Genomic DNA, 24,793 nt, shown 5'->3' on the forward strand with positions numbered 1-24,793 from the left:
AATTTGGAGAACTGACTTATGACATTGACCACCACAGCTGCAGTATGTCACCAGCCTGACGAGCCACTGCGTCTGGAACAGGTGCAACTGAGTGATCTTCAGGACGACGAAGTGCTGGTAAAGATCACCGCGACGGGTGTGTGCCATATGGATATTGAGGGACGGGAGATGTTGCCGGCGCCTTCCATTCAAGGTCATGAGGGGGTGGGTATTGTACAGGAGATCGGCGCGGCGGTAGGTAGTGTCAAACCCGGTGACCGGGTGGTGATGTCTTACGCCTGGTGCGGCCGGTGTCACAGTTGCGAGCATCATCAGCCTTATCATTGTGACGACAGTTGGGACGTGACGTTTAGCGGTGGGCGCCTCGATGGTTCAGATACGGTGACACAAAACGGCAAACGGGTGTCGGCCGCCTTCTTTCAACAGTCGTCGTTTGCGCAGCATGCAATTTGTTCTGAACGCAATTTAGTGTGTGTGGATTCGACTTTGACCGACGCGCGGTTGGCGGCTTTTCCCTGCGGTATTCTGACGGGAGCGGGTATCGTCTGTGAACAGTTTGCGCTCCAGCCCGGTAACAGTTTGGCGGTGTTCGGCACCGGCGCCGTTGGTCTTGCCGCGATCATGGCCGCCAAAAAACTCGGTGTCAGTCCGGTGATCGCAGTGGACATCAACGATGAACGGCTGGAGCTGGCCAGCGGCCTGGGGGCCACTCATGTGATCGACGCCAAAGAGGGTAAGGTACCGGAACGAATCCAGGAACTCTGCGGTCGCGGCGCGGGCTTTTCCATCGATACCACGGGCAATGCGTTGGCGTTTAACAACGCGATAGAATGCCTGTCTCCGGGCGGGCGCATGGCAGCGTGCATCCTGCCATCACCGATGGAAGAGTTTACGTTTAAACCGTTCCAGCTGTTTGTAAAGTCACTCAGCCTGGAGGGTGTGTCCTTCGGCCGTGCAGTGGCACGTGAGTTGGTACCGAAGCTGGTGGCCTGGCATGAGGCTGGGGAGTTTCCCGTGGAACGCCTGATTCGTGAATACAACTTTGAGGACATTAATCAGGCTTGCCAGGACAGCCTGGCCGGTGTTGCTATTAAGCCGGTTTTGAAAATGCCGGATTAGTACCGAGCCCTGAGACAGAGGATGTCGATTGCGTTCATGTCATTAAGATTGGTGCCTCAATCGGCGGCTGGTGTGTTGTTTTCGGAGCGATTCGGCGGCCCTCCGGCCTTCCCTCAGTCCCGAAAAAGCCCGGCAAAAAACGCCGGTCTTTTTCACTCCTTCTGCGCCTCATATAATGCTCCGAAAACAACACACCAGCCGCCGACAACACCGCGGTATGCCGATCTTTCTGCCTCATCATTATTTTTTAGGATCGAGGTGTGTGCTAACCGTCACTGTGCAGATTGAGTTGCACCAGTTCTAGCATGGTGCGACGGTTAGATTCTACATGGGTTTTCATTTGCCGTGATGCCTGGGAGGAATCGCTGCGTTTCAATGCTTCTAAAATATTTCGATGTTCTTCCAGTGCTTTGCTGAAACTGCGTTTGACGACCTGGTGGCCAAATCTCGCGGAGTTGTTGGCGGCGTCCGGGATTAATTTGATCATCGCGATCAACTCCGGATTCCCTGACAGGCGATGAATGCTCAGATGAAAATCTGTGTTCAGTTCCAGAAACCGTACACAATGCTCCGGTTTGCTGAGATTTAATCGCTCCATTTTTCTGGTCAGGGCTTCCAGATTTTCGATATCTTCTTTACGAGCATTGCGCGCGGCCAGACTTGCACTATAGCTCTCGAGCATCGCTGCCAGGTCGTAGGCCTGCATCAGAGCTGATTGCGATAGTGTTGCCACATAGGCTCTGCGATTGTCATGAATGTTGGCCAGCCCTTCATCCACCAGACGTTGAATGGCCTGGCGAATGGGGGTGCGGCTCAGTCCGCAGACTTCTGACAGTAACACTTCCTTTAATGGCGAGCCGCTAGGGTAATCTCCGTTGAGTATCCCTTGTCGAATTTTCTGATAAGCCTTTTCGCTAGCACTTGACATGGTGTTGTTTCCGCAATGGTAAACAGTGCCTCCATTGTCGCGTGTAAGATTTGCCTTTGGCAAGCCCGCAAAGGACTGCCTGGCGCTCGGGAGCTCTCCAGTACAGTTTGGTGCAAACTGTACTGTGCTACGGGGTTATAAAGTCGGTCATTGATATCAGCTGCGCTGATGGCTATTGGTGACGAAGGTACTCCATTGATCATTCCTAATCTGTTTTCCCGTATCACCCTGGTGACGGTCGCCGGTGCGCAGATGATTATCGTGCAGCCCGGATTGTTAAGTGGCTACATAGAGCAGGCCGGCTTTAGTGAACAGCAGGGCGGTTTACTGATAGCGTTTGAAATGACGGGCTATGCGTTGGCTACTCTGGCTTTGACGGTGCTGTCCAAAATATTTTGCTGGCGGGTGATGGTCCGAGCGGCTTTGGTGTTACTGGCAGTGGCTAATGTCTGTTGTGTGTTTGTGGAAACTTACGAGTGGTTTGTTGTGCTCAGGTTGGTGGCGGGGGTGTCTGCGGGTGTGGTGACATCTCTCGGGTTCAGCTCCATCGGTTTGACGGCCAGTGCGGATCGAAATTTTGGTCTGGCGATTATGTTGGCCATGGTGTACGGGGCGTTGGTACTCGGCTTGCTGCCAGTCATTTTTTCCTTGGCGGGGTTGGATGGTCTGTTGTTGGTATTTACCGCGATGTCCGTCCTAGGGCTGCGCTGCAGTTCTGCGCTGCTCACTCGGAGCGAATCTAAGCTTCGGGAAGGTTCATCCGTTGAAGCGTCAGCCGTTGCCACGATGCCATTGCCCATGAGGCAGGTGTCTGTCGTACTGGCCTCGGTGGCTGCCTATTTCGTTGCCCAAGGTGTGGTCTGGCCCTATCTGTTTGTTTTCGGCACCAGCGCCGGAGTGGACGATGCCAGTGTTTCCACCGGATTGATGTGGTGTCAGTTCTCCGGAATCGGTGGTGCGCTGCTCGCCACGTTTATCGGCAATCGTGCGTCGCGTTTGATGTTGTTGGCTGCTGGCATCGGCGTCGTTGTTGCAGCCCTGCTTATGTTTCTTTTTCTCAGGCCTAGCACCGGCTTCGAGTACACCATCACGGTCCTGATCTGCAATTTCGGTTTCTGTCTGGCCCATCCTTATCTACTCGCCAATGTGGCCGCGTTCGATCATAAGGGACGGTTGGTGGTCTTGGCGATGGTGGCACAGACGTTGGGCGGGGCCGTTGGTCCTGCTTTGGGGGCGTTGTTGCTGGGAGAGATGGGTTATGCGGGGATGCAATGGTTTGCCGTTGCCGCATTGGGGTTGAGCGTTGGGTTGATGGCCATGGCTTCGATGGGCCACGGGCGCAACTTTGAGAGAGGGGATGTGGAGCCGGCTTCGGTTCGGTAAACGGGTTTTTAGCGTATGTCGTACGGAGGTTATTGTTCGACAATTTTGCCTAAACCTATAAATGTCCTACATTTCTATAGTCCTGTATTTCGGCCGAAATTAAAATAAATCGTTTAAAAACAATAGGGTATAATATTTATCAGTGGTTTTTGACGAATTTTCATGACATCAATACAAATAAATTGTTGTACAATATGGCTGGCTAAGATATAGTTTAAAAACGGTGGTAAAGACTAATAAACCTTGAGACAAGGGTGACCCGGAGACGTTATGAAAAACCAAATTACCAATACGCTGCTGAGTGTTGCTGTCAGTTCCGTTGTCGGAGCTTCTTCAGCGCTGGCGCAGATTGAGGAAATTATCGTTACTGCGCAGAAACGTGCGGAGTCAGTACAGGATATCGGCGTAGCGGTGTCCGCTATGTCTGGCGACGACATGCGTGCCAATAATCTGGTGGAGCCGCGGGATTTGTTTACCAAGATGCCCAACGTTGCGCTGCAAACCAATAACTCGGCGGGTCAGTTGCAGCTGGGTATTCGCGGCGTCAGCTTTGCCACCTTCTCGCCTATCGGTGTGCAGCCGGTTATGGTGTTTCAGGACGAAGTGGTTCTGAACTCTCCGGCTGTGGCGGGGCTGTTTATTTTTGACGCCGAGCGAGTCGAAGTGCTGCGCGGTCCTCAAAACACCCTCTATGGTCGTAACACAACCGGCGGTGCCGTGAACTTTATTTCCAGCAAGCCGGAAATCGGTGGTGGTACCAAGGGTTATGTGGATCTGTCTGCCGGTAACTATGACACCCTGGATCTCAATGCCGCCATCGGTGGTGAGTTAGGTAACAATGCGGCTTATCGCGTTGCGATTCAGTCGTTGAACAATGACGGTTACTGGAAGAACCAAAACGATGGCCTGGATGGAGATCGACTGGGCGAGCGTAACCAAAACCTGTTTCGCGCGCAGATCGCCTGGGAGCCCACCGACGACACCCGTTGGCTGTTTAATCTGCACGGCGGCAAAAGCGAAGGTGGTTCCAGACCGCTTAAGGCACACGGTGTTTGTCCCGGTAATATGGATATCGACAATTTCAATAACGGCTGCGTCAACGCCGAGTGGGATGGCCTGACGCCTAACAGCGAAACTGACGAAGCTTACAGTGAGTTGAAAAACGATATCGATGATATCACCGCGTTCGGTGGTTCCATTCGGTTTGACAAAGACTACGAAGGTTTTACTTTCATGTCGCTGACCGCCTGGGAAGAAAACGAGTACGATCATTGGGAAGATGCCGATGCGCTGAATGACATCTCGTTCGTACTCTTCCGCCAGAAAAGCGAGACCGAGCAGTTTACTCAGGAGTTCCGTTGGACCTCTGATGACAGTGCAGATATCCGTTGGATTGGTGGCGCATTCGCCATGATCGAAACAGCAGAGTTGTACACCACGGTACCCATTCTCGTGGATATTCCCGAAGTTGCCTTCGCGGCAAACAGTAATCTGAAGCAAGATACAGACATGTTTTCAGTCTTTGGCCAAATGGAAACAGACCTGACAGATCGCCTTAGTCTGACCGCCGGCTTGCGTTATGTGTACGAGAAGAAAGAAGGCGATGTGCGCGCGCAAATGTCAGCGGGACTGAGTGTGCTGGATATAAACCAGCCCGATGCCTGGCTCTATCCAAATCTGGTTTCATTCCGCGATGGTGATGAGGCCTTGATACCCTTCGAGGAAACCTGGCACCAGTGGGGCGGAAAAATCGGATTGGAATTCGCCGCTGACGAAGACAAGTTATGGTATGGCAGTATTTCTCGCGGAGAGAAGGGCGGGCAGTTTACCGATGCGCCCGAGGCGGTATTGTTGGGTATCGCCGGTGACCCCGCCGATCCCGAAGAGGTGGTTGCCTACGAAGTTGGTTTCAAGGCCACTTGGGCGGAAAAGACTCTGCAGACTAACTTGGCCCTGTTCTATAACGACTACACCAACCAGCAGCTGCAAATTACCGTGGTCGCACCTAATGGTGGCCTGGCATCTACGGTGGTTAACGCGGCCGAGTCTGAAACCTATGGGCTTGAGTTTGATGCGCTCTATGCGCCGGGTGGTGGCTGGACCTTTGACTTCGCGCTGGGTCTATTGAAAACCGAGGTGGTTAAGGAAAGCGCTACGGCGTTGACGGGTGGCGCCACTCCGATTGAGGAAGGGCGAAACCTGACCAATGCGCCGGAGTTCACCGCCAACATCGGTGTTACCAAAGAGTTTGAACTGGACAACGGCAGTTTGATTACTGCCAATCTGAACGCCCGCTACACCGATGAGCGGGAGTTTAACTTGGTGGATACGCCAGAGACTCGCGAGTATACAACGGATCCTTCCTATATGTTGGTTAACGCTTTTGTGGAGTATCGCTTTGGTGGTGAACAGCAGTACAAGCTCAGTGCCTGGGGCAAAAACTTGACCGATGAGCTATATTTTAATCATATGCAGGAGTTCAGCACAGTGATTGGATTCCCCGGCAATCCTCGCCAGTATGGCGTAACCTTTGGTGTGGATTTCTAACGCCAGTGCAAACAAAAAGGCCTGCAATCATTTTGATTGTCGGCCTTTTGTGTTTTTCACCCAAAAAGCGGGCGCAAGAGCAATGCGTAATCCGCCGCGATGTAAAGTTGTTTATAGAATTTAAGGGCTAGTTCAAGCCCGGCATATTGCCCGCCGGTTGTACCAGTTCAAGAATATTGCCAAAAGGATCACGACAGTAAACGGCGGAGCCTCCGCCCTTAACATGCACTACTTCTCCAATTCTGGAGCCCCCCTGCTGCAGCACCTTTTCCAGGCTCGGTTGCAGTTCTTCAATTTCAAACGCAAGGTGGCGAATGCCGGGCTGGTCGGCGGCGGGCGTGTGAGCATCCTGATGGCGACTGCTTTGGTAGCAGAACATTTCCAGGTAGCAATTGCCGGTCTTCAGCAAACAAAATTCCGCGGCGCAATCCTTCAGCCCCACCAGGTTGTCAAATAGCGGGTGGGGAGCCTCCCAGGAAGCTCTTTTGACAAGTTCGAAGCCCAGTGCCTCACCGTAAAATTCGATGGCTTGATCCAAGTCAGGAATGACCAGCGCTACGTGATGCAGTCCACGGATATTTGATGTCATAGGAGCTCCCCTGAATCGCGATTATCTGTCGATATCAAACTGTAGTACAAAAATAGTTTTTATTCAGCAAAAAATGCTGAATCATGATTATTTTGACCTACAGTTTTGCTTCCTTCGAAGGGGCGGGGGTAACACCAGATGCTCAGAGCGCGCTGCTACGCGGGATGAGAGCGTTTGCCTTATTCCCCGGTCTTTGCGTTCAACAGCTGGCGGTACTCTTGGCGAACCGTCTCCGTATGCATCTTCATTTGCAGTGCTGCCCAGTCGGCATCCCGGCGTTCGAGGGCATCGATAATATTGCGGTGCTGTTGGTTGGCGGTGTCATTCTCAGTGTGGACACCGACCTTGAGGTAACAGGTGGACGGAAAATTGACCAACTGCACGATAATGTCGTACAGGCGTTTGCTGCCACTGATGCGGTGCAGGGCTTTGTGAAACTGGGAGTTCAGGCGGATAAAACTCTCGTCCTCTTCACCGCAGGATTCCAATTGATCCTGCAGGCCCTTAAGTTCCTCCAGCTGTTCGTCAGTGATGCGTTTGGCGGCAAGGCTGACACTGTAACTCTCCAGCATTGAGAGAACATCGAAGATGTCTTCAAGCTCCTGGGGTGATACGTCACTCACATAGGAGCGACGATTTTCCCTGATTTCCACCAAGCCCTCTTCCACCAGGCGACGCATAGCCTCACGAACAGGAGTACGGCTGACCTCGAAGGTCTCCGCCAGTTCTTCTTCCCTGAGGTGGAAACCGGGAGGAAAGTCACCATCGAAAATGGATTTGCGAATGCCGGAGTAGGCGATCTCGATTGCGGTATTGGCCATAGTGAAGTCCGGTTCTCTGTGGGTCTGATTGAAAGGCAGAATTGTACAACAGTATGGTATTTCAGTCAGTGTTCACCTCCGTGGGGAGTGGTCTTTGGAGAGCATCAGAGGGCATTCCTTTCTTTATTAATGTAGTACAAAAAAGATTAAAATATGGTAAATACACATAAAAACAGATATATTGTAGTTCAATATGTGGCTTCCACACCTGTTGGGATCTAGTGTTACTTTACGTTGGGAGGAATCGGATTTGAGTACAAACGAGCGTCACACTGCACAACACTACATCGACGGCACCTGGTGCGACGGACCGGATCCCGAGCTTCAGCCCAGTTTTAATCCTGCCACCGGCGAGGTACTGGGGCATTACACCCTGGGCGGCCAAGCGCTGACCGACGATGCCATTAGTGTCGCTCGCGGTGCCTTTGATTCCACTGACTGGGCCAGCTCACCGCGGTTGCGCGAAAAAGTGCTACTGGAACTGGCCGATCGTATCGAGGCCCGCAAGGAAGAGCTGATTCGGTTGATTTGCCTGGAAAACGGCAAGTTACAGGCGGAGGCGGTGTTCGAGGTGATGACCTCTATATCCGAATGCCGTTTTTACGCTGGCTTGGCCCGTACGTTGTTTGGTCGTACCACGGAAACCGAGCCGGGTACTTACTCATTGCTGACCCGCGAGCCGGCCGGTGTGGCGGCGGTGATTGTGCCCTGGAACGCACCAGTCATTCTGTTGATTCGCTCACTGACACCGGCCCTGGCCGCCGGGTGTACTGCGGTGATCAAACCCGCACCACAAACACCATTGGCAAACGCCTGGATCGTTGCTCGGTTGCATGAGATCGAAGCCTTGCCCAAGGGTGTGGTGAATTCGGTCAACGAACAAGGCGCCGTCGTTGGTAAACGTTTGGTGGAATCCCCAGCGGTGGATGTGATCAGTTTTACCGGCTCCAGCGCCACCGGCAAGGCGATTATGGCGTCGGCCTCCAACACCTTAAAGCGATTGTCTTTGGAGCTTGGCGGCAAGGCGCCGACGGTGATTTTCCCGGATGCGGACATGAACCAAGTGGTGCCTGCGGTTACCCGTTGGTCACTGGTGATGTCCGGGCAGATGTGCATTGCCATCACCCGTATTCTGGTGCACGAAAGTTGCTTTGAGGAATACAAGGCTGCGTTTAGCCATGCATACAAAAACGTAAAACTCGGCCCCGGCTATGACGCCGGTTCACAGATGGGCCCGCTCATTGATAAACCCAATCAGGAGCGTGTACTGAGCCTGTTGGAGCGTGCCCGCGACGAAGCCCAGATGGTAGTGACGGGTGGCCCCCTGGAGGGTGAGTTTGGCGGGGGCTGTTTTGTTCGCCCATCCCTGATTGCGGTCGAAAATCTGGACAGCTATTTTATTCAGGAAGAAATTTTCGGGCCCATTATCTGCCTGGAGAAATTCAGTACAGAAGAAGAGGCGATACACCGTGCTAACGCAACCCGCTACGGTTTGGCCGCCAGCGTCTGGACCAACGATCTCAACCGTTCCATGCGTGTCTCGCGGGCGATTAAATCCGGTACGGTGTGGTTAAACACTCACGGTAAGCTGATCGCCGAAGCGGAAACCGGTGGCTACGGAGAAAGCGGGTTAGGACGCCTGCACGGCACCGAAGCGCTTAATGACTTTATGGAAACCAAACATATCTATATGGAAACCGCCGACGGTTGAAGCTTGCGCGAATTCAGTCGGTTGCGATTGTTGAGCTTTTCCTGGCCATTCTGGCTATGTCCGGTGTGGACGTCATTGTCCGCCATCTGGGTCTGAAGGAAGAGCTTAGCAGCCAGCAGATATTGTTGCTCAGTTCTTTGATAGGGATTGTGTTTTTATTGCCCGTAATGGCAAAGAAAGGAGCTTCCCTCTTTCGGCTCAAGCACCCCGGGCTCTTTCTCTTTCGGGGGCTGGTGGCCTTCGCGTCAACCTTCGCCATGTATTCAGCGTTAATCCGGCTTCCATTGGCAGAGGCCAATACGCTGTTCAGCGTTGAGACCATGTTCCTGGTGATTCTTGGCGCTGTGTTTCTGAAGGAATCCATTACCACCCTCAACATGGTTACTGTGGTCTTGAGCATAGCCGGTGTGGTGCTGGTAATGAATCCCCAGGGCAGCATTGATCTGCCGGGCGGTTCCATGGCCATTATCGCCGGTTTTTTCCTGGCCTTAAAAACCGTGTTGATGAAATCTGTGGCGCAAAACGAAAATACTGAGGCGGCGTTATTGTGGCTGCTGGTTATTTCCGCCCTGATGTCGCTGCCATTTGCGGTCTCAAACTGGCAGTCTGTATCGATTGCCGCCCTGGGTTTGATAGCGTTGACAGCCGTGTTTCGACTCTGTTGTCAGTGGCTGATGATGCGCGCCTTTCGGCGCGCCAGTGTGGCGGATCTGGCACCGGTGTTTAACCTGGGGATTCCGATTGCCCTGGTGCAGGGTTATGCCTTTTTTGGAGAACTGCCCCAGGGCGGCGTCTGGATTGGTATCACATTGATTTTCCTGGCGGTGGTGTTGCCTTCGCTAAAGATCAGGTGGCCTTGAACGACCAACTACTGCGATCATGGTGGCATATCCTGTTCCTCTCTCCGATTAGCCCAATTCCAGCAACTGCAGTGCCGCCCGTTCACCTTCCTCAGCGGCTGTGGTCCACAGCTGATGTCCGGTCAGTTCGGAGTGGCCAAAGCGAATACGACCAAAACCTTCGCGAATAACATCACTGGGCGACTTTTCGCCATCCTTACCAAAGTAAAACCCGGGGCCACTGACCGCATAGGCGTGACCCTGGCGGTTGGCGATAATGCCGGCAATATCTCGGGCAGGGTCGAAACCATTGGCGGAGAACATTTTGGCAAACTGATCGCGGATGCTGCGCTCTATATCCTTGTAGCTCATTGAGAACATTTGCATGCGCGAGGCCACGGCCTGCTCCGGCAGCGGCATGCCGGGAATGGGAAACGGTATAAACAGGGTCAGAACCGTGGGTTTGGCCGGGTCCAGGGGCATAGGGGCCTTGCCGTCAAACAGCATCTGTCGGCGCAGGCTCATAAACCAGCCAAAGCCCTCAAACCAGCGGGCCGCGGTGATTCCCAGTTTCTCCATAAATTTCCAGTTTTTCAGTGCCACGTTAACGGTGAGAATGGGTGCGTGATGGAAGCTGCTCATGGCTTTAAACTGGTGTCGAGGCAGGTCCTTGACGATGTGTTTATTAACCCACTGACCGGCGCACACAGCGACATGTTTGCCGCTCACGTGAGCCAATTCGCCGTTGTTGTAATAGACCACGGACACCGCATCGGCCTGATCCGGTTGGCCTTGGTGCTGTACGACCGCAACGGTACTGCTTAAACGCATGTTGACTGCCTGCCGTGGGCGGTCCAGTGCCTGCCAGTCAACTTTAGCGTTGATGGCGAGATTTGTGAGCGAGCTATCTCCGCTCAGTGAGTCGGGAATCAGGTTCTTGACGAAGTGTCGGATAAGACCAGCATTGCCGCCGGGAAAGGTGGCGATATAGCTGTGGTTGGTGGGGTCGCCAAACCCCTGATAGCGCCGGTAGGCATGCACGCCGGGCTGTACGAATTCATAAGCCTGGTAGGCAGAGATAACATCGGATCCCAAGCCGGTACCCATGGCCGCCATCAGTGGGTCCAAATAGGGCAGTACGCCCTTCGACAGTTTCATTTCCTTGAGCAGGAAATCCTTGTAGGTCATGCTGTCGAGCCATTGCTTCCAGTCCTTGCGACGGGGCGGCCGGCGATAGAGTTCCATTTGCAGGTAGTCGCGTTTGAGCTGGTCGGAGATGGGGGCACCTTCGAATCCATTGCTCCAGGGATCTTTTACCCAGCCGGATTTCTCGAAAAACCAGCCCAGATCCGCGTCTTCCCAGCGGGCGTGCATGGGGCCCCAAACATCTTCCGGCACCAGCAGGTTTTTGTCGGTACCCTCCAAATTCTGGTGGTCGAAGCTTTCCGGCAGCCCCAGCTTTTGCCACATGCGGTGAACCGAAATGGGCAGACGGGTTTTGTCCTTGGTAAACACGGTGCCGGAAGAACCTTGCGGCCCCCAGAGCCGATAGCCGTCTACCTCAAACACATTCTCTTTGGCTTCACCACCAAAGATGGCGTGGTTATCCAGTATTAAGATCCGCGCATCGGGTTTGGCCTCAAGGTAGGTGGAGGCGGCGGTCAGACCGCTAAAGCCGGCACCGATCACCACCAGATCATAGGTTTCTCCTGTATCCTTGGCGTCCTTGAGAAGATCGTTGTAGTCGCCATTACGAAGGGCGTGAGCGTCGTTGACGACCTCGTGAGTGTTGCCGTTTTTACCCGCGTAGTCGCCAACGCCGCCGTAACCAGTCCACTTGTTGTCCAGGTTGGCGAGCGGCAGGGGAATGCGTTGCGGAACCAGGCCTTGCTGTTTGCGCTTGGCCATGGCCGGAGCGCTCATGCTCAGCAGGCCGGCTCCGGTACCCAATAGAGAGCCGCCAATAAAATCCCGTCGGGTAATATCCTGGTTCAGTCCCAGGGATTGTTCTTTGTTGGTGGGCTGAGTTTTTTTCACGAATCGTGCTCCTGTACGCTGAAACGGAAACTTATTTATAACCGTTTGCAGCAGTACAGTTTCTACGATTCTGTATCAGCAGGAGGGGAGGTCGTCGTAGTTTACCGGAGTGGCGTCCCAACCGTTCCAACGTTTTTCCCAATAGAGATTGTGCAGTCGGGTAGTCAAGGCGCCGGGGCCTTCACAGCCGCCCAGAGGTTTTCCATCCACGCTGTTGATGGGCATGATGCCGCCGGCGGAGGAAGTGACAAAGGCTTCATCGGCATCGAGCAGTTCTTGCGTTTTCACCAGGCGGGTTTCCGTTTTCACGCCGACTTCGTTGCAGAGGTCCAGCGTGGATTGGCGAGTAACGCCTTGAAGACAACCGCTTTGTGGCGTACTGACCACACCGTTCTTGATAACAAATAAATTGGAGCCGGGGGCCTCCACCACATGACCTTCGCCGTCGGTAACCACCGCCCAGTCAGCACCCCGGTCGCCGGCTTCGTAGAGCGACATCGCAAAGTCCAAACCGTTAAGGTTCTTTGCGGTTGGGTCCACGGCATTGGGTGGAATGCGAATATAGTCCCTGCTGACAGCGACGTTTAATCCGCTCTGGCGACGATCGTCATTGGCAATAAAAATGTACGGTAATACGTAAGCGTAAAGGCGATTTTCAAACGCCTCCGGCTTGAGTCTCAGGGATGAGTCCATGGGAGTTTTGCCGCGAGTCACCGCCCACCAGACATAGGCATCCTTAAACCCGGTCAGGGCCACCAGTTGGTGGAGCAGCTTTGCTTCTTGTTCGCGGTTGAGCGGATTGCTTACCCGAATGCGCTCGCAGGACTCGGCAAAACGCTGCTGGTGTTCCTCCAAGCGGAAAAAATTGCCCCGACTGACGGTAACCACATCGTAAACCGCGTCCGCGCGACTAAAGCCCAAATCGGTAATGGGGATGGCGGCCCGGTCGATGGGGCAGCAGTGGTCAATAATAAAGGCAGAGCCCTGGGCGTATTCACTGGCATGGGGCAGTTGGTGGTGGGCCGGATGGCTGGCCATGATCTCGCCGACTCGAATGGGCATTTCACTCGCGGTTGCTGATGGCGGCGTCTGTGCCTGGGCGCTTTCGATGATGGTCATAGTTGGAATCCTGGTGTTGTGCTACGTCTCTCCTATATGTAGGAGAATAAAAAACTCACCAATAATGTACTACAATAAAATGGATAAATACAGAATAAAGCGGAAATATATCCATTGACATAGATTAAATGTAGTACAATAATGATTGTCATCTATAATGAAAGCATCTGCATCGAGTACCAGGGCTTACAACAGGAGCACCCAATGTCCGAATCTTTCTCCGTCGCCTCATTTATTGGCCAGACCCGCCCCATGCTGATCAATGGAGAATGGGTTATGTCCTCCGGTGGGGAGGCGTTTCCCGTGTTTAATCCGGCCACCGGTGAGGAAATCGCCCGGGTCACTGATGCTGCGGTGGCTGATGTGGACACCGCAGTGGCTGCCGCGCGCCAGGCATTCGAGGGTAAGTCCTGGCGCCGCATGCCACCGGCCGAGCGTTGCCGCCTGTTGTGGAGTCTGGCCGACCTGCTGGAAGCCAATGCTGATGCTCTTGTAGAAATGGAAGTGATGAACCAGGGCAAAGTGATGGAACTGGCTCGTCATCTGGATGTGGAGGGCTCGGCAGATACCCTACGCTATTACGCGGGCTGGACCACCAAGATCGAAGGCACCACGCTGGATATCTCCTTTCCGGACTTCCGGGGCGATGGCGCCCAGGGACCGGCCTATCATGCTTATAGCCTGCGCCAGCCGATCGGTGTGGTTGCGGCAATCGTCCCCTGGAACGTGCCGCTGGTCATGGCGATTGCCAAGTTGGCACCGGCTCTGGCGGCCGGTTGCACTGTTGTGTTAAGGCCGGCACAGGAAACGCCCTTGACCACTCTGCGTCTCGGTGAGCTGATCATGGAGGCCGGATTCCCCCCGGGCGTGGTCAATATTCTTACCGCCAATGGTCCGGAGGTTCCGGCAGCGATGGCTGCCCATATGGACGTCGATAAGGTGGCGTTTACCGGTTCCACTCAGGTGGGCAAGTTAATTGCTGAGGCTGCGGCAAAAACCAATCTGAAAAAAGTCGGTTTGGAACTGGGAGGCAATCGGCCGGTCATCATCTGTGAAGATGCGGATATCGACAAAGCTGCCCAGGGCGTGATCGATGGTATGTTTGTTAATGCCGGCCAGATGTGTTTTGCCGGTTCACGCCTGTTGGTGGACGAACGTATTTTTGATCAGGTAATGGGGCGGGTTTCCGAACTGGCGGCAGCCATCAAAGTCGGGCCGGGGAACGATCCGAGTTCTGATATGGGGCCTTTGATTTCCGCCGTGCAGAAACAGCGTGTGTGTGACTACATCGAGTCTGGCATCAAGGACGGTGCTGAAATTCTCACTGGCGGTAAAGCGCTGGATCGCCCTGGGTATTTTGTTGAGCCTACGGTGATGGTGTGTCGAGACCCGTCGATAAGCGTGATGTGCGAAGAAGTGTTTGGGCCGGTATTAACCGCGACCCCGATCAAAAATGCTTCGGATATCGTCGAGGTCACCAAAGAAGCCAACAACACACCTTACGGATTAACGGCCAGCATCTGGACCAACGACTTGAGTCGCGCCCATGCCCTGGCGGCTGAAATCAATGCGGGCACTGTTTGGATCAATTGCGCCTTTGCTTTTGACGAAGGTCTGCCGTTTGCCGGGCATAAACAGTCCGGTTGGGGACACGAGGGCAGTCGCCTGGGGGTGGAGGAATACCTTGAGCCCAAGTCAGTGGTGGTGGCTTTGAGCTGACGGCCCGCAGTCATTTTTGGATCACTCTTCGTTTCACCAATTCAACAACGAGGTACTTTGATGTCGACGTTGCTTAAGCGGCAGAACCTGGGCTGCCTGATCGCGCTGTTGGGAGCATTGTTTCTGTCCGGATGTGTGCAAGTGAGTTCAACGTCTGACGACGTTGCTCAACAAGGGAGTCTGACATTTGTGCAGGCTCCCCGGGTGTTGCCAAACCCGAATCCCCGCGTGCCCCTGGCGGCGCTGATTGAATTTGAAACCAGCCAACCGGTAAAGGCCTGGGTGGATGTGGACGATGGCCAACGCCGCTGGACGCTGGACTTCGACAGCGCCTACGAAGCCAAAAAGTCCCTGGCAATCGTGGGTATGCGGGCGGACCGGCAGCACAGGTTTACGTTGAGATTGGAAAATACATCCGGAGCCAGATTAGCGGCAAACCACCAACTTGGTTTTACAACACCGCCACTGCCGGTTTCGCCTCTGGAATTTCCGCAGGTGAAGGTGAACGTCGCCAACAGCGATAAAATGGAACCGGGCTTTACGTTATTGAGTGTGCGCCGCCGTCCGGTGGGCCGCGGGGCCATGTTCACCGACAAGCAGTTCAAATTTGCTCGGGAGTGGGGTTTGCTGCTTGGCCTGGATAACCAGGGTGAGGTGATCTGGTACTACAAAAACGACACACGCAATGCCGGCATTGAACAGCTTAGCAATGGTAACCTGGTTCTGCATCGGGCGGATTTCAGTTCCATCGAAATCGATATGCTGGGCAACAAGGTTTCGGAGTGGTATGCCGGACTTCGGCCGCAGGGACCGAAAGCCAACGCCGTTGCCATTGCCGGAGCGCAGACGCTGCATCACCAACCCCACGAAATGCCCAATGGCCATTTTCTGGGCTTTACCGCCAACGAAAAAACCTTTGATAACTACTACACCAGTGAGATTGATCCCGATGCACCCCGTAAGACCCAAACCATCATGGGGGATAAAATCATCGAGTTTAATCGCGAAGGCGAAGTGCTGTGGAGCTGGGATACTTTTGATCATCTCGATCCCTTTCGTATCGGGTACAACACCTTTATGGCTTATTGGCATACCCGTGGTTTTGAGGGAACCCTGGACTGGACCCACGGCAACGGGCTTGATTATGTCGCCGATGAAGACGCTGTCATCATATCTTTGCGGCTGCAGGACGCCATAATTAAGATTGATCGCAACAGCGGTGACATTGTCTGGATCCTGGGTGAGCACAGCGATTGGCCCGAGCATTTACAATCGAAACTGTTGCAACCCCAGGGGGATTTGATCTGGCCCTACCACGCCCATAACCCGCGAGTGAGCGAAGCGGGCACCCTGGTGGTGTTTGATAACGGCATGATGCGGGCGCGACCTTTTGGCGAAGGCCTGCCGCCGGAAGAAGCCTATAGCCGCGCAGTGGAATACAAAATCGATGAGCAAAATATGACCGTTACCCAGGTGTGGTCTTCCGAAGACACGCCGGGCGAAACACCTTGTAATGCCTGGGCCATGGGTGATGCCCATCGTCTTCCCAGTACCGACAATATACTCGCGGTGTACGCTTTTTGCGTTCCGCGAGTGGCGGGCATGACCTGGAACGACTGGGAGCCCACCTTACACGTCGATGATTTTCCCATGGGCGGCCGGGTGCGTGAATACGCCCGTAACTCGCCGACCGAGGTGGTGTTCTCAGTGGATATTGAGGACAAAAACGATTTGTTGCAGTGGGAAGTCTACGGTGGATTTCGTACCCCAAGCCTTTACCGCAGCAACAAAGGCACGCACTGAGTTTTGATGAACCGTGTTCTTGTTCGACCTTGATTAGGTTAGTGGCTCGCAGGTTTTCTGTGAGCCATTTTTTTAGGGCACCAGAAACCCAGGGATATGTTCAGATATTACTAATTAGTGTCCATCTGAAAACTCTATTTAAGCCAGGACTGTAGGGTGAATTAGGCATAGCCGTAATCCACCAATTGTTTGCGGTCCAGACTTAAACAGTGTTTCCGGATGTACACTAATTGAGAAGACTGCTCTTTGTCCAACGCTTCCGCTGGAGAGGTCCATGAGGGAAACCGCTGAAATTGATATCGCCTGCACAGTGTCAGAACCGGTTTCCGCTGCCGTCAACTGGCGTGCGCTGCTGCCCGCGATACTAACGGTCGTGACTGGGGCGCAAGTTGTGATCATTCAGCCGGTTGTGGTTCAAGCCTTGACGGAATACGCCGGCTTTAGTGCCGAACAATCAGGATATATTCTCTCTGCAGAAATGTGGGGTTTTGCGGTGACGACCATCGCGATGGTGGTATTGGTGTCCCGCTTTCATTGGCACCGCTTGATCTATATCTCCGTTGGTTTAATGCTGTGCGCCAATGTGTCCAGTTTGCTGGCCAATGATGCCACTACCTTGTCAATCTGTCGCTTTATTGCTGGGCTTGGGGCTGGCGGGTTGGTCTCGCTGGGATTCGCGGCGGTAGGTCGACTGCCACAGCCTGATCGCTGCTTCGGTTTTGCGGTTACGGGGGCTCTCACTTACGGAGCGCTTGTCGTTGCCGTGGCGCCGATGTTGTTTCTGTTTGGGGGTTATTCGGCAATAGTGGTCTTGTTTATCGCTACTGGGATTCTGTGTCTCGGCTGTGTGCGCAAACTGCCTTCTGCGGGAATACGAAATAGCTCGCATGCCAATGACTCTTCAAGTTCGCCATGGCCAAAGCGCCTTTCTGCACTGGCCGCCATGATGGTGTATTTCGCCGCTCAGGGCGCTGTCTGGTCCTACCTGTTCTTGATTGGCACGGATGCAGGGTTGAGTGAAAACGAAGTGGCTTATGGTTTGGGGGTGGCGCAATTCGCCGGTATTGCCGGAGCACTGACTGCAGCCATGGTGGCGACCCGGTTCGGGCGAGTGGTGCCTCTTACCGCCGGTATTCTGTTCGGCATCCTGCCTCTTGTGTATCTGTTCAGTAACACCACACCCCTGGTGTTTGCGACCGTCGTCTGTCTTTATAATTTCGGTTGGAACATGACACACCCTTATTTGTTGGGGGTGATGTCTTCCCTGGATAACACCGGCGCAACCGTGGTCTATGCGGTGGCCATGCAAAAAATCGGTCTTGCTATTGGGCCGGCCGTCGCCGCCATGGCGCTGGCCGGCTCTGGATACCATTCAGTGTTGTTGCTGGGTATGGGGCTGTTTGCAGCGTCGTTGTTTTTGATCTTCTGGCCGGCGCTTCATCGTCAGAAAGGCGGGCTCGATCCCGCCTGCTGATAGTTTTTCAAGCCGGCACGCTTTGGGGTAATGCCATCTCCGGCGTTTTCAATCTGCGAACACGGCAGGCTGCCAATCGAGCGCATGCAGGCAACCGACACTACGTTCAGCGAGTGTTTAACCAAACCGGCATTGAAACGATCTTTCATCTGCAGCGCGTAAGACTTCATTCTTGTTATCCTTTCTCAGATATGACCGGCTCAGTCGTAGCCCGTCCCTTATGGCCCAAAAATCTACTGATCGCAACGGGGTCGGCATAAACCGGCTTTACGGTAACAGAAACCCCCTTCACCTTCTGGAAAATCGGCTTCTTAGCCAGGTCATTATCCGAAGGGCTCGAAAGTTCAAATCGGTTCTCATAATAGTGCGCCTTACGAGCGACTTCTTAGAAACGCTATTTTTTATTGATCACCGATCGATATTGATCAATGCCAAGTTGCCCATTAAGGGAATCTCTCAATGCGTTCAGCTTATTGTTCCCCAGCGAATCCAACGGCAAACCTGTTGCGTCCGCTATCCGGTTCATCCGCTGAAAGTTTGAAGCAATACCAGCCGTATCCACCATCGCTTCCGGGCCAAACTCAGTAACAAGCAATTCTCTCGCCGACGCCAGTGCCTCCGGGTCATCAGCCATAAAGGCATCGCAAAATCGAATAAGCGCTGAGGAATGAGGTATTCCCACGATTTCCTTGCAATCAGGATCGGTCAATCCAACCAGATCGACAGCCTCAGAGCTTGTGAGATGGAGACTGGTTTGCAGCATCATCGCATGGCCTGAGGTACAGTAATAGCAATCGTTATACGACGATATCCGCGTGGCGACCACTTCTTTTTGGTAGCGGCTAAGCGGTCCGCCAAAACCTGTTCGAAAATCCTTAATTTCTTCGTCGGCGAGATAATGGATGGCGATCAGGTCAAATACCGTGCGAACTTCATCAGGAATCAGACTGAGCCCCCGATAGACGTTATAGACAAGCTTGCCAGCGAGGTCTGCCTCAGGCGCGCCGGCGTCGATCTCGTTAGGTAACACCTCAACCCAGGCACCCACATCTATCAGGTCAACAGGACGATAACGATTGGGTTCACCGTCAATCGGTTGCGGCAGTTCATTGAGTGGTTCGCCGATGCCGCGGCAAAACTCATCGATCATGAATACATGCAAGGTGGTGCCCAGTACTTCAATATATTGTTCGCGGGTCAGCCCCTGCTCGATAACGCCTTCGAGCCAGTGCCTGCTGAGCCTCTTGTTATCATTAATGACCCGGTGGATCACGTCCACAACGACGTCGGGCAGATTGGTAACAGAATCATGTTCCCCGGACACAGCATTGGGAGACAGGGCGGTCTTTCGTTTTTTGCATAATTCACAATCCCGCGCGGCTCTGACTTCCCGTGCGATGTCAATTCGCTGCGCGCCGGTAAACCAGTTGCCCGGCTGTGCAAGCCGTTTCCAGTAGCGTCTATGACCCTCCGTAAAGTCATTCCGAACCGGATACCTGGCGTGACTATAGTCTATGTTGTCCACTGCTAGAATCTCCTGATTTGACCCGCAAGGGCGGTTGTTCGGTAGATTGAGGCGCTTTCATCAGGGTATCTCAATATTGATATTACCTGACACCTTGTATTTCAAGTGGGGGAGGTGTCAGTCTTACCGTAACTGAAAAATAGCGCCAATATGGGTACTTTAGCCAATGATTGACTAAAATGCCTAGGCGTCGACAAACAGAAAAACATGCTTTACCTTACACTGTATTGACCGAGTACATTCAATGTCGCTACAGGAGTCAGCGTTGACCATCGTCACTGTCGCCCCCATATTCGTGCAGCGCCTGCTGGAAGGAGCGGCAACGCAAGGGCATTCCCCAGAGGACCTGTTAGAGCAACAGGGCCTGTCTCCATTGTTACTGACCAACCCCCGTTTTCGAATTTCAACGGTGGACTTTGCCAGGCTCTGCCAGTCCATCGCAGGGCTCCTGGGGGATGAATCCTATGGTCTGTTGAGAGACCCCATGCCGATCGGCAGCTTTGGCCTGATGTTCCAAGCCTGTCATAGCGCCAATACCCTGGCGGAAAGCCTGGGTATCTTGAAGAGTGCGGTTAACCTGATTCAGGGTGGGCTAGCCGCTGAGCTTTATGTGTCTGCTGATGAGATTGTATTCGCTCTTCAGGCGCATGAGGTTGGCGGTACCGACAACCACTATATGATCGAGCAAACACTGGCAATCTTTCACCGTTTCTTGTGCTGGCAGGCGAAAGACCTTATACCCCTGAAGGGCGTCAGTCTCAGTTTTCCAGAGCCCTTTTACAGTGAGGAGTATCGGCTTTTATACTACGGTGCGAGGGTCAACTTCGACTGCTCACGCAATCAAATCCGCTTTGATTCCAGTCTAATGGAGAAAAGCTGTAGCAGAACCAATACGGAACTTGCCGGCCTGCTTGAGGACGCCTTCCCGTCTTTTATCAGCAGGCCCAGGCAGGGGCAAACCACGGCGACCAGGGTCCGGCTCTTGTTGGAGAATATTTTCCGGGACGGACATGGCTCCTCAGATATGAAAGACATAGCAGACCAGCTGGGTATTGCGGATTATACGTTGCGGCGCAAGCTGAAGGCTGAGGGATACCGGTTTCAGACGCTTAGAGACGATATACGTCGGGACATGGCGATCTTTCACCTTAATAGAAAGCAGGATAGTGTGGAGGAAATCTCCTTTAAGTTGGGGTTTTCTGATTCCAGTGTTTTTATCCGTGCGTTTAAAGGTTGGATGGGGGTTACGCCATTGGCTTATCGGAAGTTGTTGTAAGGGTAGGCGGCGTGGTAGTGGCTCTTTATTGATGCGGCGATCACCAGGCTACGTTGCTTCTTCAGGTTACGTCTGGTCAGCAAGAACGGGCTGTAAAGCTGACCAGCGTCTCGAAGACGGCCCAAGCTAAGACTGCAGAGCAATACACTGAGTTTCCAGATAAGCCTGCAATCCCTCCGGTCCCAATTCCCTTCCCAACCCGGACTGTTTGAATCCTCCGAACGGTCCGTTAAAATCCAGGCTTAATCCATTTACCGTATAGGTGCCTGTACGCACTTGCCTGGCAATGTCCAGGCCGCGCTCCGTATCTTCACCCCATACGGAACCCGAGAGTCCATAGTCGGAGTCATTGGCGATACGCGCCGCATCGGCGTCACTGTCGTAGGGAATCATAACCACAACCGGGCCGAAGATTTCTTCCTGAGCAATTCGCATGTTGTTGTCCACGTCTGCAAACAGGGTGGGTTCTATGTACCAGCCTCGCTCCAAATGCCTGGGGCGTCCGCCGCCGGTGACGACGCTTGCTCCCTCCTGTTGACCCAAATTGATATAGGATTCCACACGTTCGCGGTGGTGTTGAGAAAACAGCGGCCCGATGTGTGTGTCCTGCTGCATGGGATCTCCGACCTTAAGACTACTAAAGGCAGCACTGAAGGTTTCTACAATCTCTGTATAGCGTTGTCGGGGCGCCAGGATTCGCGTTTGCGCGATGCAGGCTTGGCCGCTATTCATAATGGCTGCGGGCAGCAGTTCAGGCACGACCTTGTCGAGGTTGGCATCGTCGAGAATAATGGCGGCAGATTTTCCTCCCAGTTCCAGGGTGCAGCGTTTGAGCTGTTGTCCGCAGATGCCGCCGATTTTTCGGCCCGCGACTGTGCTGCCAGTGAAAGAGACCTTATCGACGCCCGGGTGCGAAACCAGGTATTCGCCAACATCTCTGTCGGCGGGTACCAGATTGATTACGCCTGGGGGAATCGACGTTTTTGCCACTGCTTCTATCAGGGCGTAGGTACTCAGCGGAGTTTCGGGGGAGGGCTTAAGCACCAGGGTACAGCCCGCTGCCAGGGCCGGGGCCAGTTTCAGCATCAGTGTAAACAGGGGTACATTCCAGGGGGTAATCGCAGCCACGACACCAACCGGGAGACCCCGCACCAACAGCGGTTTTTGTAAGCCGGCGCGCTGTTCCTCAAATGGGTAGGACTGCGCCAGTTGTGCATAGTAATCCAGTACCATAGTGGACGCGTAGGCCTGACCCGGCAGGGAAAACGACATGGGGCTCCCCATCTCCTGAGTAATCAGGGCCGCCAGTGCGGGTAAATCCGCCTGTAAAGCAGCGGACAGCTCTTTCATGCACTGCGCTCTTTCGGCGGCACTCATGCGTGGCCAGGGGCCTTTGTCAAAGGCCTCCCGTGCCGCAGCGACGGCGCGGTCAATATCAGCGTTTTCACCTTTAGGTACAGTGGCGATGATTCGTTCTGTGGCCGGATTGATCACAGAAAACTCGGCGTGACCGGATGGTGCTTGCCATTCGTTGTTGATATAGAAATGTTGGTAGCTTGAAATGTTCATGGTGTTTTTTCCGCGGGAGATTTAAACCTGTGATTCGTATTCTTCCCAGTAAGGGTCACGCAGGCGTCGCTTGAACAGTTTGCCACTGGGGTCCCGTGGCAGTTCACTCAAGTAGTCTATGGATCTGGGCAGCTTCATCCTGGCCAGTCGTTCGCCCAAAAAGTCCATCAGTTCAGCAGTGGTTGACTCGGATTGTGATGTACCCTCCGATAGTTGTACGGCGGCTTTAACTTCCTCGCCCCAATCTTCATTGGGGATACCGAATACTGCGCAGTCGGCGACCTTGGGGTGCAGGATCAACTGGTTCTCGATTTCAGCCGGGTAAATATTGGCTCCGCCGGAAATAATCATGTCGATCTTGCGATCGCACAGAAACAGATACCCCTCGTTATTCAGATAGCCGACGTCACCCACCGTAAAGTAATTATCGATGCGGCTTTCCCGGGTTTTCCGTTCGTCGCCTTTGTATTGAAAGTGACCGCGGTCACCCAGTCGCATGTACACGGTACCTTGCTCGCCGGGGGGCAGTTCACGGCCGGCGTCGTCAAAGATCTTGATGTCGGCATTTGGCCAGGCTTTACCCACGGTGCCGGGATATTGCAACCATTCCTGTGGCGATACCATGGCACCGCCGCCCTCACTGGCGGCATAGTATTCGTAGATACAGGGGCCCCACCATTCGATCATGGCGCGCTTGATATCCGGCGGGCAGGGCGCTGCCGCGTGCACCATACGGCGGGTGGAGGAGCAGTCGTACCGGTGTCGTACGGCTTCCGGCAGCTTCAATAGGCGGATAAACTGGGTCGGTACCATATGGGCGGTAGTGACTTTGTATTGCTCGATCAAACGCAACATATCCTCCGCATCCCATTTGTCCATCAGTACAATGGGATGGCCAAGATGCAGGGAGGCATTGGCCCACACCAGTACGGCGGTGTGATAAAGTGGTGAGCCGGTAATATTAACGTTACCGTCCTCAGGTTTACTGCCGAGCATCTGCAGCAGTCCGGTGGCCATCTGCGCACCGGTTTCGGGATCGATTCCGGTGAGTGGGCGCTGCACACCTTTGGGTTTGCCGGTGGTGCCCGAGGTGTAGTTCATCACCGCCCCCGATGTGCGGTCGTCTGGCAGAGTATCCGGCTGGCCTATGGTAAGTGTGTCAAAGGGTTGAAAGCCGGGAATCCTGCCAATCGAAAAAGCGTTGTCGGCATTAAAGCCGGCCAGCTCAACGGCTGTGCTCGCGGTCTCGGCGATGCGTTGATCCGAGACAAACACACCTGCAGTGCTGTCCTGAAGCAGATGCGCAATTTCACTGGCCGACAGATGCCAGTTAATGGGCACGAGGTAAAAACCTGCCTGAAAGGTGGCAAGGCTTAAGCTCAGCAGCTCTTTGCAGTTGGGCATACAGACGGCGACGGCGTCGCCAGTTTTTAGACCTCTGGCTCGCAGGCCATGGACAAGTTGATTCGACTCAGAAAAAAGCGCCCCCCGTGAGTACTCGGTACCGTCGGGAGACACAAGGCCTAATGCAGACGGGTCCTTTTGGGCAAAATGCCAGAAGCCGAAATCCGTCATGGGTGTTCCTCCATCCTGTCAAAGTGATAGAGAATAGAAGATGTGCGGCTGCCTGGACATGTTCTATGGCGGCGAAAATTCTGGTCAATTTGCACCGGTCACGGGTACCAGGGCTCCGTGAATGGCTTTGGCGGCATCGGAACCGAGAAAACACATGGCCAGGGCCAGATCCGTCGGCTCTACCCACTGTGACGGATCGGTATCCGGCATGGCGGCGCGATTGGCGGCGGTGTTAATGACTCCGGGCAATACGGCATTGACGTTGATACCCTCGCCTTTTAACTCTTGGGCGAGGCTTTCCGTCAAACGCATCACCACGCTCTTGGAGGCTGTGTAGGCGCTCATGTCGGCTTGCCCCTGACAAGCCGCAGCGGCGCCGACGTTTACGATGCTTCCCCGTCCGGCGGCGACCATAGAGGGCACCACCGCCCTAATCACATTGCGAGTGGTGGCGACGTTCAGTGCAAACATTTTTTCCCACTCATCGTCGCTATCGGCAGCTACCCGTGTACCCATGGCAAACCCTCCTGCGATGTTAAAAACGACGTCCACTGACCCGATGTGCTCGAAGACGCGTCGTGTTTCCGCCAAATCCGTCAGGTCGGCACAAAGTGTTTGAGTCTGCGCAGACACTTCCGGAGCAAAACTCAAATCAAGGGCGATGACGGATGCGCCCAACTCGATGGCTTGTGCGGTAAGGGCTCGACCGAGAGCACCGTTGCCTCCGGTTACGACAACTTTTTTTCCATCCAAACGCAT

The 24,793-nt window shown here is 53.9% G+C and carries 19 protein-coding genes; 9 read left to right on the top strand and 10 right to left on the bottom strand.

Annotated features, from left to right (window positions below):
* Positions 1–18: 18 nt before the first annotated feature.
* On the top strand, positions 19–1,119 hold the full coding sequence (locus HBA55_RS04850) for an NAD(P)-dependent alcohol dehydrogenase (RefSeq protein ID WP_166987858.1): 1,101 nt from the start codon (positions 19–21) through the stop codon (positions 1,117–1,119).
* 265 nt (positions 1,120–1,384) lie between these two features.
* Here HBA55_RS04850 and HBA55_RS04855 read toward each other — a convergent pair whose 3' ends face one another.
* Positions 1,385–2,047 carry a GntR family transcriptional regulator gene (locus HBA55_RS04855; RefSeq protein ID WP_166987861.1) on the bottom strand — a complete coding sequence of 221 codons (663 nt, stop codon included), beginning with the start codon at positions 2,045–2,047 and terminating at the stop codon, positions 1,385–1,387.
* 168 nt (positions 2,048–2,215) lie between these two features.
* Here HBA55_RS04855 and HBA55_RS04860 point away from each other — a divergent pair, with 168 nt between their 5' ends.
* Both HBA55_RS04860 and HBA55_RS04865 read left to right on the top strand, forming a co-directional pair.
* Positions 2,216–3,430 carry an MFS transporter gene (locus HBA55_RS04860; protein WP_166987864.1) on the top strand — a complete coding sequence of 405 codons (1,215 nt, stop codon included), beginning with the start codon at positions 2,216–2,218 and terminating at the stop codon, positions 3,428–3,430.
* 270 nt (positions 3,431–3,700) lie between these two features.
* Complete coding sequence (locus tag HBA55_RS04865) at positions 3,701–5,977, top strand: TonB-dependent receptor (RefSeq protein ID WP_166987867.1); 2,277 nt, start codon at positions 3,701–3,703, stop codon at positions 5,975–5,977.
* 127 nt (positions 5,978–6,104) lie between these two features.
* On the opposite strand, the gene HBA55_RS04870 is transcribed toward HBA55_RS04865, so the two are convergent.
* Together HBA55_RS04870 and HBA55_RS04875 are read right to left on the bottom strand one after the other, a co-directional pair.
* Positions 6,105–6,566: a VOC family protein gene (locus HBA55_RS04870; protein ID WP_166987870.1), complete on the bottom strand. Its 462-nt coding sequence runs from the start codon at positions 6,564–6,566 to the stop codon at positions 6,105–6,107.
* 179 nt (positions 6,567–6,745) lie between these two features.
* Positions 6,746–7,387, bottom strand: a complete 642-nt coding sequence (locus HBA55_RS04875) for a GntR family transcriptional regulator (protein ID WP_166987873.1) — start codon at positions 7,385–7,387, stop codon at positions 6,746–6,748.
* Between the two features lie 250 nt (positions 7,388–7,637).
* On the opposite strand from HBA55_RS04875, the gene HBA55_RS04880 reads away from it, so the two are divergent.
* Both HBA55_RS04880 and HBA55_RS04885 read left to right on the top strand, forming a co-directional pair.
* Positions 7,638–9,098: an aldehyde dehydrogenase family protein gene (locus tag HBA55_RS04880; RefSeq protein ID WP_206019515.1), complete on the top strand. Its 1,461-nt coding sequence runs from the start codon at positions 7,638–7,640 to the stop codon at positions 9,096–9,098.
* The gene (locus HBA55_RS04885) at positions 9,095–9,958 is read left to right on the top strand and encodes a DMT family transporter (protein WP_166987879.1); all 864 of its coding nucleotides are present in this window, start codon (positions 9,095–9,097) and stop codon (positions 9,956–9,958) included. The genes HBA55_RS04880 and HBA55_RS04885 overlap by 4 nt, the downstream gene beginning before the upstream one ends.
* 48 nt (positions 9,959–10,006) lie before the next feature.
* On the opposite strand, the gene HBA55_RS04890 is transcribed toward HBA55_RS04885, so the two are convergent.
* On the bottom strand, positions 10,007–11,974 hold the full coding sequence (locus tag HBA55_RS04890; protein WP_338109355.1) for an NAD(P)-binding protein: 1,968 nt from the start codon (positions 11,972–11,974) through the stop codon (positions 10,007–10,009).
* 75 nt (positions 11,975–12,049) lie between these two features.
* Positions 12,050–13,093 (bottom strand): aminotransferase class IV, encoded by a 1,044-nt coding sequence (locus HBA55_RS04895; protein ID WP_206019516.1) that lies wholly within the window; start codon positions 13,091–13,093, stop codon positions 12,050–12,052.
* 204 nt (positions 13,094–13,297) lie between these two features.
* On the opposite strand from HBA55_RS04895, the gene HBA55_RS04900 reads away from it, so the two are divergent.
* The 3 genes from HBA55_RS04900 (at position 13,298) to HBA55_RS04910 (ending at position 18,089) form a co-directional block, all read left to right on the top strand.
* Complete coding sequence (locus HBA55_RS04900) at positions 13,298–14,812, top strand: aldehyde dehydrogenase family protein (protein WP_166987882.1); 1,515 nt, start codon at positions 13,298–13,300, stop codon at positions 14,810–14,812.
* A gap of 60 nt (positions 14,813–14,872) precedes the next feature.
* A complete protein-coding gene (locus HBA55_RS04905) occupies positions 14,873–16,615 on the top strand; it encodes an aryl-sulfate sulfotransferase (RefSeq protein WP_166987884.1) in 1,743 nt (580 codons plus the stop codon).
* 274 nt (positions 16,616–16,889) lie between these two features.
* Positions 16,890–18,089, top strand: coding sequence for an MFS transporter (locus tag HBA55_RS04910; RefSeq protein WP_166987887.1), 1,200 nt, complete (start codon positions 16,890–16,892; stop codon positions 18,087–18,089).
* Here HBA55_RS04910 and HBA55_RS04915 read toward each other — a convergent pair.
* Together HBA55_RS04915 and HBA55_RS04920 are read right to left on the bottom strand one after the other, a co-directional pair.
* Positions 18,059–18,259, bottom strand: a complete 201-nt coding sequence (locus HBA55_RS04915) for a hypothetical protein (protein ID WP_166987889.1) — start codon at positions 18,257–18,259, stop codon at positions 18,059–18,061. The genes HBA55_RS04910 and HBA55_RS04915 overlap by 31 nt on opposite strands.
* 224 nt (positions 18,260–18,483) lie before the next feature.
* Positions 18,484–19,614 (bottom strand): alkylhydroperoxidase-related (seleno)protein, encoded by a 1,131-nt coding sequence (locus tag HBA55_RS04920; protein WP_166987892.1) that lies wholly within the window; start codon positions 19,612–19,614, stop codon positions 18,484–18,486.
* A gap of 265 nt (positions 19,615–19,879) precedes the next feature.
* Between HBA55_RS04920 and HBA55_RS04925 the strand changes: the two genes are divergently transcribed.
* A complete protein-coding gene (locus tag HBA55_RS04925) occupies positions 19,880–20,890 on the top strand; it encodes an AraC family transcriptional regulator (protein ID WP_166987895.1) in 1,011 nt (336 codons plus the stop codon).
* Positions 20,891–21,016: 126 nt separating this feature from the next.
* Here the strand turns inward: HBA55_RS04925 and HBA55_RS04930 are convergent, their stop codons facing one another.
* The 3 genes from HBA55_RS04930 to HBA55_RS04940 all read right to left on the bottom strand — a co-directional run bounded on the left by HBA55_RS04930 (position 21,017) and on the right by HBA55_RS04940 (position 24,793).
* Positions 21,017–22,459: an aldehyde dehydrogenase gene (locus HBA55_RS04930; RefSeq protein ID WP_166987898.1), complete on the bottom strand. Its 1,443-nt coding sequence runs from the start codon at positions 22,457–22,459 to the stop codon at positions 21,017–21,019.
* Positions 22,460–22,480: 21 nt separating this feature from the next.
* The gene (locus HBA55_RS04935) at positions 22,481–24,034 is read right to left on the bottom strand and encodes an acyl-CoA synthetase (protein ID WP_166987901.1); all 1,554 of its coding nucleotides are present in this window, start codon (positions 24,032–24,034) and stop codon (positions 22,481–22,483) included.
* Positions 24,035–24,118: 84 nt separating this feature from the next.
* Positions 24,119–24,793: an SDR family NAD(P)-dependent oxidoreductase gene (locus tag HBA55_RS04940; RefSeq protein ID WP_166987904.1), complete on the bottom strand. Its 675-nt coding sequence runs from the start codon at positions 24,791–24,793 to the stop codon at positions 24,119–24,121.

It is taken from the genome of Pseudomaricurvus alkylphenolicus, assembly GCF_011683955.1.
Classification (GTDB): Bacteria; Pseudomonadota; Gammaproteobacteria; order Pseudomonadales; family Cellvibrionaceae; genus Pseudomaricurvus; species Pseudomaricurvus alkylphenolicus.

What these genes read in the sequence shown, in the direction of transcription:
- HBA55_RS04910 (WP_166987887.1), top strand. Translation starts at nt 16,890, where the DNA reads ATGAGGGAAACCGCTGAAATTGATATCGCCTGCACAGTGTCAGAACCG.
- HBA55_RS04930 (WP_166987898.1), bottom strand. Translation starts at nt 22,459, where the DNA reads ATGAACATTTCAAGCTACCAACATTTCTATATCAACAACGAATGGCAA.
- HBA55_RS04865 (WP_166987867.1), top strand. Translation starts at nt 3,701, where the DNA reads ATGAAAAACCAAATTACCAATACGCTGCTGAGTGTTGCTGTCAGTTCC.
- HBA55_RS04855 (WP_166987861.1), bottom strand. Translation starts at nt 2,047, where the DNA reads ATGTCAAGTGCTAGCGAAAAGGCTTATCAGAAAATTCGACAAGGGATA.
- HBA55_RS04850 (WP_166987858.1), top strand. Translation starts at nt 19, where the DNA reads ATGACATTGACCACCACAGCTGCAGTATGTCACCAGCCTGACGAGCCA.
- HBA55_RS04900 (WP_166987882.1), top strand. Translation starts at nt 13,298, where the DNA reads ATGTCCGAATCTTTCTCCGTCGCCTCATTTATTGGCCAGACCCGCCCC.
- HBA55_RS04940 (WP_166987904.1), bottom strand. Translation starts at nt 24,793, where the DNA reads ATGCGTTTGGATGGAAAAAAAGTTGTCGTAACCGGAGGCAACGGTGCT.
- HBA55_RS04875 (WP_166987873.1), bottom strand. Translation starts at nt 7,387, where the DNA reads ATGGCCAATACCGCAATCGAGATCGCCTACTCCGGCATTCGCAAATCC.
- HBA55_RS04895 (WP_206019516.1), bottom strand. Translation starts at nt 13,093, where the DNA reads ATGACCATCATCGAAAGCGCCCAGGCACAGACGCCGCCATCAGCAACC.
- HBA55_RS04870 (WP_166987870.1), bottom strand. Translation starts at nt 6,566, where the DNA reads ATGACATCAAATATCCGTGGACTGCATCACGTAGCGCTGGTCATTCCT.
- HBA55_RS04860 (WP_166987864.1), top strand. Translation starts at nt 2,216, where the DNA reads ATGGCTATTGGTGACGAAGGTACTCCATTGATCATTCCTAATCTGTTT.
- HBA55_RS04905 (WP_166987884.1), top strand. Translation starts at nt 14,873, where the DNA reads ATGTCGACGTTGCTTAAGCGGCAGAACCTGGGCTGCCTGATCGCGCTG.
- HBA55_RS04915 (WP_166987889.1), bottom strand. Translation starts at nt 18,259, where the DNA reads ATGAAGTCTTACGCGCTGCAGATGAAAGATCGTTTCAATGCCGGTTTG.
- HBA55_RS04935 (WP_166987901.1), bottom strand. Translation starts at nt 24,034, where the DNA reads ATGACGGATTTCGGCTTCTGGCATTTTGCCCAAAAGGACCCGTCTGCA.